At 47.3% G+C, this 9,283-nt stretch carries 10 protein-coding genes and 2 riboswitches; of the genes, 1 reads left to right on the top strand and 9 read right to left on the bottom strand.

Annotated features, from left to right (window positions below; all coding sequences use genetic code 11):
* Position 1: 1 nt before the first annotated feature.
* From C4B57_09465 to C4B57_09505, 9 genes are all read right to left on the bottom strand, one after another.
* The gene (locus C4B57_09465) at positions 2 to 2,020 is read right to left on the bottom strand and encodes an adenosylcobinamide amidohydrolase (protein PXF53500.1); all 2,019 of its coding nucleotides are present in this window, start codon (positions 2,018 to 2,020) and stop codon (positions 2 to 4) included.
* 33 nt (positions 2,021 to 2,053) lie between these two features.
* Complete coding sequence (locus tag C4B57_09470) at positions 2,054 to 2,392, bottom strand: hypothetical protein (GenBank protein ID PXF53501.1); 339 nt, start codon at positions 2,390 to 2,392, stop codon at positions 2,054 to 2,056.
* The gene (locus C4B57_09475) at positions 2,389 to 3,006 is read right to left on the bottom strand and encodes a biopolymer transporter (protein PXF53502.1); all 618 of its coding nucleotides are present in this window, start codon (positions 3,004 to 3,006) and stop codon (positions 2,389 to 2,391) included. The genes C4B57_09470 and C4B57_09475 overlap by 4 nt, the downstream gene beginning before the upstream one ends.
* A complete protein-coding gene (locus tag C4B57_09480; protein PXF53503.1) occupies positions 2,997 to 3,752 on the bottom strand; it encodes a hypothetical protein in 756 nt (251 codons plus the stop codon). Before C4B57_09480 ends, C4B57_09475 begins: the two co-directional genes overlap by 10 nt.
* Positions 3,753 to 3,764: 12 nt before the next feature.
* Positions 3,765 to 5,756, bottom strand: coding sequence for a TonB-dependent receptor (locus C4B57_09485; protein PXF53504.1), 1,992 nt, complete (start codon positions 5,754 to 5,756; stop codon positions 3,765 to 3,767).
* Positions 5,757 to 5,788: 32 nt separating this feature from the next.
* Positions 5,789 to 5,985, bottom strand: a riboswitch (cobalamin riboswitch).
* 104 nt (positions 5,986 to 6,089) lie between these two features.
* A riboswitch (cobalamin riboswitch) is annotated at positions 6,090 to 6,275 on the bottom strand.
* 46 nt (positions 6,276 to 6,321) lie between these two features.
* Entirely contained in the window at positions 6,322 to 6,531 is a 210-nt protein-coding gene (locus C4B57_09490; protein PXF53505.1) for a hypothetical protein, read from the bottom strand.
* A gap of 29 nt (positions 6,532 to 6,560) precedes the next feature.
* Positions 6,561 to 6,962, bottom strand: a complete 402-nt coding sequence (locus C4B57_09495; GenBank protein ID PXF53506.1) for a hypothetical protein — start codon at positions 6,960 to 6,962, stop codon at positions 6,561 to 6,563.
* Entirely contained in the window at positions 6,959 to 7,252 is a 294-nt protein-coding gene (locus C4B57_09500) for an AbrB family transcriptional regulator (protein PXF53507.1), read from the bottom strand. The genes C4B57_09495 and C4B57_09500 overlap by 4 nt, the downstream gene beginning before the upstream one ends.
* A 351-nt stretch (positions 7,253 to 7,603) precedes the next feature.
* Positions 7,604 to 7,801: a DNA-binding protein gene (locus C4B57_09505; protein PXF53508.1), complete on the bottom strand. Its 198-nt coding sequence runs from the start codon at positions 7,799 to 7,801 to the stop codon at positions 7,604 to 7,606.
* Positions 7,802 to 8,450: 649 nt separating this feature from the next.
* Here C4B57_09505 and C4B57_09510 point away from each other — a divergent pair.
* Positions 8,451 to 9,182 (top strand): group II intron reverse transcriptase/maturase, encoded by a 732-nt coding sequence (locus C4B57_09510; protein ID PXF53509.1) that lies wholly within the window; start codon positions 8,451 to 8,453, stop codon positions 9,180 to 9,182.
* The last annotated feature ends 101 nt before the right edge of the window (positions 9,183 to 9,283 follow it).

Below are 9,283 nucleotides of genomic sequence, written 5' to 3' on the forward strand. Positions count from 1 at the left end.
TTCACTTGATCCTGCAATAAATCCCGTTGAGCAGAGCGTTTACGGTCATACGCAATACAAGCGGCATATCTTCAGTTTCTGTGACCTCCTTCATGTTTGCGATCTCTTTTCCTGCAATTTCCCCGGCCACCTTCTTGCACGAGAGTTCATGGCTGCTCAAATCGGCAATCAGCCCCCTTTCATAGTCGTCACTTATTGCGAAAGACGATTCCACAAATGAGGCATAACGGGGTTGGAGCAATACATCTTCCAATGCCCACAGCAGTCTTTTCCTGTCACTGTCGTCCTCCACCCTCATCGAGGTAATTAAATCAAAAAGGCTGATCTTTCGATCCCCCAGTCTCTGGAAGATATTGCGCCGGGCGACGATACCGTTTTGCCTGTATACCGCCTCTTGAACAGCCCCATATACAGCCTTGGCAATCAGTTCGCCCATCTTTGAATGGCCGCCGGAATTGTCAACTGGTATCCCATTTCCACCCACAACTATGATGTTATCGGTTCCGGTTCCAGTAGCCTGGTGAATCCGTGGGGTGTAACTGCTTCGGATATCAAGATCCTGTAATGCTGCGGTTTTTGCCTCCGTGGCACTTATGATGGCCCTGGTCATGGCACGCGGCGAGAGTTTCATGTTGGGCAAAATGATGATATTGATTGTTCCGGGTTTATAGAATCTCCCTTCATCTCTAGACATCCTGACCGCATTTGACTTCACGCCGGCTGTTACAAGGGCATAGACTTCCATATCCCTGAACCTTTCCTTCTTAATGACCAGATTGTCCATGTCCGCGCCGGTGAAAAGAAAACTGGCCGTATCCTCTGATTTGCCAATAGCCTGATATACTCGCTTCCTTATTTCCTCCAAACCGAGTTTATGGCCGATCCCCCAACAAGGAGGGGAAGAATAATGGTTGCCTATCGATTCTATTCCTCTGCGCTCTCCTTCAAGGGTTGAGACCAGAGATAATGGTTCTTTAAAATCGATGATCAGGGTCTTGTTCAAAAAATCATGGATAGTACTGTACGAAATGCGGGCATCTTTTATGTAATCAAGATCGAGATCGAGCTTGCGTGATTTGAATATTTGGTCTTTGAGAACCTGCTCTTCTTTTTTGGAAAACTCATCTTCGTAAATTTTGGCAGAGAGCCAGGAAACGAAATAACCGGCACGTATCGAGGCACGGCACGTAAGGTCACACGGAAAGAAAAATATCTTATCATTTCTTACCGCTTCGACATCCTTCCATCCTGGACGGTCAAAGAGCTTTTCAGCCGTTTCTCTATCCCCGTCGCATCCGTAAATAACTTGAGGGTTGAAGCGCATCCACTCTTCTTTGGTAACGGCTGCAATATTCCCATCTTTACCGAGCCTTGGGGGAATACCACCGGCGAGCCTGATATATTCGTTCTGAAAGGAATCATCCCCTGGAGTCATCACCTGATCACGGCCCATGAGCCGTATAACCCTTTTCCTTTCGGATTGAGGTATCCCGGCCACCTTCCTGTCAATAATTCGGAGTTCATTCTTTATCCTGTCGATGATCCTTGCAGAATCCTTCTCCCTGTTGAAAATCCTGCCCAACAAATTGATGTTTCTGTAGATATCTGAAATGGAATTCGCTTCAAGGTTAATCAACCTGAATCTTCCGTGGCCGAATTTTTCTCTTATTCCTTTGTGAAGCCTGGACACAAAAATAACATCAGGCTCTATCTTCTCTATAGCCCTTAAGGAAGGCGAGAAAAAGCCACCGACTATCTCCTTTGTCGCCGCTTCTGAAGGATACGTATCGTGGCAGGTAACGGCCCTGACCGCATCGCCCGCCCCGAGCTTAAATATAATTTCGGTAATGGCTGGCACCAGGGAGACGACCCTCGAGGGCCTCTTTTCGATGGTGATTTTATTCCCATCAGAATCCGTAAATGTTACCGGATAGGAAAAAGTCGTGGCAGGACTCCAGAAGATGGCGAATAGAATTAAGAACAATAAGGCAAAAAATCGGGAAAAGATGATTCTTTTCATTCAGACTTCCCTCCCCTCAATATATTCGCCTTGTTACTCCGGCACATAGACCATGGTCCCGTCTTCCAGCCTGTAGGCAATCCCCAGTCTCTCGCCCCTGCCTCTGACCCTCTCTTTCGTGACCTTGAGCCTCTTTATCTTTTTCCCCTTCTTGGTGATAATCTCCATCTGTCCATTCTCGGCTTTCTTCACAATTGTGATTTCAGATTTTTCACTGAAGAGGTCCTGGAGGTAATGGGCAGCAAAGAGAGCAACAATCAGTCCCACGATAAAGACAAGCCCGATGTCAAAGAGGTTGGCCACCCCTGCCATGGGATCGTTCTCACCTATATCACCTGAAGGGTCTCCTCTCCTCTTCTTGAAGTATCTCATCTGTGCCTTTCCTCTGAGATCTCGCTGGCCAGTATCTCGGTTGCCAGCTCAATATTTTTTATATCTTCCTCCACCCACCTTCTCTTTATCGTGTAAAAAAAATAGGCCACAATCCCCACGGCAAGACCAACCACGGTGGTGGTAAAAGCGATTACCAGGTCCGAAGACAATTTGGTCATGTCACCCTGCCCAAGGGCCGCAAGGCCTGTTCCCATGGGGATGAGGGTGCCTATTAACCCCAGGCTGGGACCGATCCGGATAATCATCTTGATACGGTCAAGGGATTCCCAGGTTTTTAGACTCGTTTCCTGAAGGATATTTTCTATCTCCACTTCGTCCGGTGGAGATACTTTGTTCAGCAAAAGCCGCAGGTCTTCCAAATAGGAATTGACCCGGTGCGGAAAGAAATTCTGATCGTTTCCCTCTCTTATCAGCCGGGGGAGTCTTTCAGGAGAGTATTTGACTATCCTGAGCCGTTCCAGCCATTCAGCAAAAAAAGACCCTGAAGAGATCACTATGTACACAACTAAGGCGACCAGCAAGAACAGCACCGGGTAGAGAAGAGAGGAGGCAATAAGATAGATAAGAGATTTCAACAACGCGCCTATGTCCAACCCCGTCTCCTCCTTATCTTTCTTCTCATGGCCCAAAAGCCGGTTGAAAAAAGAGTGGCCATTACTGAATAGAGCAACAGAATGTCCCTGATGTCAGTAGACTCTGCTTCACCATGGTAGGCAGCCAGTCTGTAAATCTTGCTCAGATCACTGAACTGGGGCATGATGATTATGGACAGGAAGAAGTAGACGGCAATGATCAACATAGCCGCCCCCAGATTTGATTCAGATGCAAGATTCGACCTGATACTCCATAATGTCATGCTGATTGACGTCGTAATGACAATAGCCATAAATAGAATATAGGCCCCCAACGCGGCCGGATAACCGGAATCAGGGAAGCAGGAAAGGAGAAAGGCCGCGCTGAAAAAGATGGCCGTGACACAGACAGGGCAGGGGATGGTTAGGGCCAGCCAGGCAAAACTCCTGTTCCCGGGCCCGCTTTCTCTTTTCAGCAGAACAACTCCCCAGATGATAAGCCCGCCCGCCATCAGGACGTGGATGAATATTCCTGATTTCAAAAGGCCTTGTACTATTTCGAAGTAATGGATGATATTGATCCTTTGCAGGATGTAAGAGGAAAGCACAAAGATAATGAGATAAACAAGGCAGTACAGAGAAAGGAAGATGAGCTTTGACATCAGCTTTCTTCTCTGGATCAGGAAATAGTGCAGACCTATCCCACTCTTTATGGCAAATACGCCTATAGTAAAGACAAGGCCGAGAAACAGGCTTTTGAGCTCCATAACAATAATTGTCTAGTAATTATATCTGAGGCCAAGGAAAAAACTTCTTCCAGGCATAGGGTACCCTTGCACATATTCGTATTCCTTATCCAGGAGGTTTTGAATCGCACCTCTTAGAGTCAACCCACCGTAGTTTCCAAAATCGAGAATCCTTTTGCTGATCGTAAGATCAGCAACCGTAAAACCGCCTTTCTCTATTACTCCATAGGACCCGCCTTCATAATCAGTGATCTTTTGTTCTCCGGTATAGGTAAAGTTTAGATTGGCAGAAAGACCATCAAAATCGGAGAATGTAATACCATAAGACAGATTAATATCAGAGGTATACTTGAGGTCTTTGTGTGTTTCCTCATCTTCGTATTTGGTGAGATATACAAGGTTGGCGTAAGGTTTGAACTCAAATTCCCAGCCCAAAAGGGCACCCACGTCACAGAAGATGTCTGCTTCCACACCCTCTATTTCAGCTTCTCCAACGTTTTCCCACGTGGTGTCACCACCCGATGTGGAAACAGTCTGGATCTTATCCTCAAAATCAGTATAAAAATAGGTGAGGGAAGAATTGAAAGAGGCATAAGAGAAGTCCAGCCCCCCTTCGTAGGTTTCGCTTTTCTCAGGGTCCAAATCGGGGTTACCCACGAAATTGCCGGACCAGCCTGGAAAATTTCCTGCCAACTGCTTGGCGGAAGGCATCTTGAACGCCTCTCCATAGTTGGCCCTGAGTTTTAGAAAGTCTGTAAGAAGATAGGCCACGCCGGCTCGAGGAGAAACGTGATCATCGTCCTCATGCCCCCCTTGGCCTTTTTTCACTTCCACATCATATTCGTCATATCTCAAGCCACCGGCAAGTATCAATCTATTGTCCAAAAGCCTGGCTTTGGCCAGGAGAAAACCGGCGGGATTATCATATTCAGACTTCTTTGGGTCCCAGGTGGTTTTCACTTCATAATTCACCCAGTCAAAACCCGCGGTAACAAGTATATTTTCCAGGTTTAAAGACACCTGTGCCTGTGCCCCTTCCTGGTCGGTTTTCTGCTCGGATGGAACGCCATCGTCCCAGCCGTCCGGGTTGCTCCCGGTCGGATCAGACCATCTGTCCTCATCCTCACCGCGAAAATATCTTGCCATCCAGGAGAATAGACCATCTGTAGTTCCGCCGTCATAAATAAAGTCAATGGACTTATTGCTTGTATCTTTATAGTCATCAAGATCGTTCTGGCTGAGATAACCCGGATTGCCCACCTGATCTCCATCAAAATAATTACAGATGACACCGATACGATTTCCGGGCAAAAACTCAAAACCAAGATTCAGGCTGCAGTCTTCTTTTTCATCATATCCGGTATTATGATATCTTTTCCCATCCGCAGTATCATAGTCGTCCATCGATCCTGTGGTGTAACTGCCGGAAAAATCGAATCCCTTTACCTGTCCCGAAAATCCGACACTCCCTTCCTCATGTTCGAAACTCCCCAAATAACCCTCAACAAACGCAGTTGGTTTATCCTTTCCCTGTCTGGTAATCACGTTTACGACTCCGCCCATTGCGGCCGAGCCGTATTGAACAGAGGCAGGACCCCTTACTATTTCCATCCTCTCTATGTTTTTGGTCGTGATCTTGGCCGCATTACCGGTACCGGCCCTCCTTCCATTCAGAAGAATCAGGACATAGCCCTCAAGATCATTACCGTGAGATTCGGTCCTGAAGCCCCGGATACCGATAGGAGTCAAAGTGCCCGGATATTTTTGAATATGCCCAATATTTTTTTCGGCCAACAAATCCCCGAGATCCCTGGCTGAAGACCTTTTGATTTCTTCTTCATCGATAACAGTCAAATTGGAGGTGATCTCCCTTTTCTTTTCCTTTACCCTGCTTGCGGTTACCACCACCTCTTCCAATTCATGTATCTCTTCTTTTCTATTTTGGGCCAATGACCTGTTTGCCGATGACAGGACCAATAGTGCACCGCAGAAATATATAATCATAATCAGAATAATTCGTTTCATAAAAAAATCCCTTTCCCCCTCGAGAAATGTTGTTAAAGATTCTGGTTTCGTCCAGGTCTCCTGGCTTACGTTCATCCTACTTGCCGTGCCTTCCCATGCCGCTTCCGGCGGCACAGTGGCATGCTTGCGGCTTTCGTCCCGATCACAGTCGCGGGGCGGCGAGAGGTTTGCACTCCCTTCCCTTAGAACGAAACCGGCTAAATCATTCAGAATACTACCGGCCTTCACCTCCTTTCTTCGCTAATAAAAAATCCCCGGACCGAATTGAATCGATCCGGGGATTTCCCTTTTTTATCCGCAAGATCTTTCGGCACACTCCCGTCCACGAAGTATTGTGCCGGTTGTTATTCTGGCAGGTCTTCTGGCTCCCGGTTTATCCTACTTGCCGCGCCTTCCCAACCTTCTTTGAGGTCAGTGACATTTTGCAGCGTTCGTCCCGGTCACAGCGGCGGGCCCGCTCCCGACTTTCACGGGATTCCCTATTAAGCCCATAAGGGCACCATGATTATTATTACAAGAATCAACTTTGTGATGTCAAGGCAAAATCAGTCTGTCACCCGAGCCCTCAGCAAAATCTTATAAGGTCCAGAGAACGCCTTATCCTGTTGAGAAAGGATTCTCTGGTTTCTTCATAGAAACCGGGTCCTTTATGAAATCGTTCTTCTTTATATTGAACGGTCAGAGACTCCACAGTAAGTCCGATTTCTTCCAAATGGGTCTTATTAACAGTGTCGGTCTCAGGGATCAGGGGATAGAGGGAAGCAATATCCTGCATTTCTTACGATGGGTCTGATCAACTAAAGGCTAAGGCTCCTTGCGATTGATTTTGAACTTATCAAAGTCGTGATCATAGCTATAAAGGATATTTTGTCTATCTCCTTCTAAACAGGCAACCAGATAACAATCTACAATGTCCAATTTGCTGTCATGCCAGAGTTTTATCATACGGCTAACAATTTTTTTCTCCTTAATAATAATCCCTCTATATTCCAGGATGCCCAGCATCCCGGTTGCTATATCTTCTCTGGGAACAGAGTAAAAACTTCCCAGAACAAATATTACCTGGAACAAAACAATCAATTTCAATTCAACCCGCAAATCTCCCCGTTCCAGTGATTTAAACAAGGAATATACCCCTCGAAACTTTTTGGTTTTGTCCGATGTTAGAAAGCGAATCAAAATATTAGTATCCAATAGCGCCGTCATTTTTCCCAGCCCTCGATAAATCCTGCTTCTGTTGCCTCACTGATATCAGCTTTTTCAAGCTTTGGCTTCCCTTTTGCGTATTTACCAAATATTCCAAATAAGGAGTCGGTCAAAGATTTTTTTCCTTTTTTGGGGAGCATAGGTTTTAATAGGATGCCGTCGACTTTGGGAATTACATCAACATGATCTCCAATCTCAATATGGTATTTTTTTCTTAAAGCAACAGGAATGACAATCTGCCCTTTAGGGAAGACTTTCTTTTTTACAGATACTTTTGAAGTTGCGCCCATACTTCTTCTCCATTGTGAATAGGTTATACTAAATACTTTAATAAAGTATAACCAAATGTCAAGTAGAACGGACGGGAAAATTGGTAACGGACTAGCTTGACTCACTCTTTCGCGGGTAACCCAGCGAAAAAGCGCCGGCTTTTTCAATCAGTGTTCATCCGGTGTTTAGGTTTTGAGCGTCTCCCAAAACTTTCTTGGAGACAAGATTTGCATAGATTGGATTTTTTTCAGTTCGAGCAACTCTTTGTCGCCGCTCACAAATAATTCCGCATTTCCGTTTAACGTTGACACCTGAAGAAGCAATTATCGCTTTATGAAGCTCAAGAACTTCAAGGAGAGAAAGATAGCGCATTATGCAAGCCGCTGATAAAGCTCTTTATTCTTAGACAATACTCGATGCATTGCTTCTTCAAAGTCTGGCTCTGGCTGGGCAATAAGATCCTCAATAGATGCTGTAACAAACTGATCTGGCAATAGACCAAACTTCTTCGCTTTTTCCGTAAGGAGTGCAGCCTTAGAGTCCTCGATTTCCACAGAGATTTTTGTCATAATGGATTCCTCCAATTATCAAGGCATAGGCATTATAGCCAAATACCATTTGGTCTTCAAATTTTGTTTTTCACATAATCGCGGCGGATCAGGAGCGAGACCGGAGGCAAACTTGTTTGCCGACGGGATCGTCTGCTGCACCCGCTTGTGGTACGCCCGGCATGGGCGTGAACTTATGGGGTGAAAGTCCCCTGTACATGAACCTTGCTACCTGATTTTTGAGGATAGCGAAAGTACCAGCCGAAGGCAAGGGCGTCACCGTGAGGTGGTGGTCCCTGTCTGCCGACAGGCAGGTGGAGGAAGCCGGAGCGCAACGCTGTGAGCCGACCTGTCTGCGTGCACCGCACAGGCAGGCGAACAGAAACGGCATACAAGGCCCAGTTTCCGGATAAGTCAGCACAACATGACGAAGTCCTGGGTTTAAGGAGATAGGGTAAATGCTGCGGTTGTGTAGCAAAAGATCACGTTCTTATCCGGGGAGACCTGTCCGACAGGCGGTTCAGCTAACGCTGGACAGCGTCCTGCATGGCAACATGAAGGATGACCGGACAGGAGTCAGCAGATGTCATAATAGTTCAACGAAGGACCGAACCCAGAGAAGGGAAAAGGCCCGGTAAGCTCGGCCGCCACAAGGAACCCGACCGGGGGAGTGTGTGGCCGGCGCGTTACCGGCAGACCTGGCCCAGATGAAAACCTGCTGGAGCGGATTCTCTCCCGTGAAAATATGCTTAAGGCATGGAAGCGGGTAAAGGCCAATAAGGGAGCCCCTGGTATTGATAATATGCCGGTCGAGGACTTTATGGCCTATGCCCGTGAGCATTGGGACGCAATCCGTTCTTTACTTCTGGCAGGCACTTACCAACCCTTGCCGGTGAAACGATTGGAAATACCAAAACCAACGGGCGGTACCCGTCCGCTGGGCATTCCCTTGGACCGGCTGATCCAACAGGCCATTTCCCAGGTACTCCTGCCGGTCTTTGATCCGCATTTCTCGGAATCCAGCTTCGGATTCCGGCCGGGGCGTTCGGCCCATGATGCCGTCTATCAGGTGCGCGATTATATCCGTAAGGGTTATCGTGTAGCTGTTGACTGCGATTTGTCGAAATTTTTCGACACAGTGGTCCATGACGTCTTGATGTCCCGGATCAGCAGAAAGGTGCGGGATAAGCGTGTTCTGCAGCTGATCGGCAAGTACCTGAGAGCAGGGGCGGTTATCAACGGCCGCAGGCAGGACACCCATAAGGGTGTTCCGCAAGGCGGTCCGCTTTCACCCTTACTCAGCAACATCCTGCTGGATGATCTTGACAAGGAGTTGGAGCAACGAGGTCACCGCTTTGCTCGCTACTGCGATGATTGTGCGCCACGAGCACACTCGATATAGTTGAGATGTGCGCAACTGCACAGAAGATGAGGGTTTGGCCCCTCGAAGCCGGCTTGCAGGAGCAGGCTTCAAACCGCCTCAAGCTGCTGTGGTAAAGAGCC

This window comes from Deltaproteobacteria bacterium, assembly GCA_003194485.1.
Lineage (GTDB): Bacteria > Desulfobacterota > Dissulfuribacteria > Dissulfuribacterales > UBA3076 > UBA3076.

Coding starts and splice junctions, on each gene's coding strand:
- C4B57_09480 (PXF53503.1), bottom strand. CDS start 3,752: ATGGAGCTCAAAAGCCTGTTTCTCGGCCTTGTCTTTACTATAGGCGTA.
- C4B57_09490 (PXF53505.1), bottom strand. CDS start 6,531: ATGCAGGATATTGCTTCCCTCTATCCCCTGATCCCTGAGACCGACACT.
- C4B57_09500 (PXF53507.1), bottom strand. CDS start 7,252: ATGGGCGCAACTTCAAAAGTATCTGTAAAAAAGAAAGTCTTCCCTAAA.
- C4B57_09470 (PXF53501.1), bottom strand. CDS start 2,392: ATGAGATACTTCAAGAAGAGGAGAGGAGACCCTTCAGGTGATATAGGT.
- C4B57_09495 (PXF53506.1), bottom strand. CDS start 6,962: ATGACGGCGCTATTGGATACTAATATTTTGATTCGCTTTCTAACATCG.
- C4B57_09505 (PXF53508.1), bottom strand. CDS start 7,801: ATGACAAAAATCTCTGTGGAAATCGAGGACTCTAAGGCTGCACTCCTT.
- C4B57_09485 (PXF53504.1), bottom strand. CDS start 5,756: ATGAAACGAATTATTCTGATTATGATTATATATTTCTGCGGTGCACTA.
- C4B57_09465 (PXF53500.1), bottom strand. CDS start 2,020: ATGAAAAGAATCATCTTTTCCCGATTTTTTGCCTTATTGTTCTTAATT.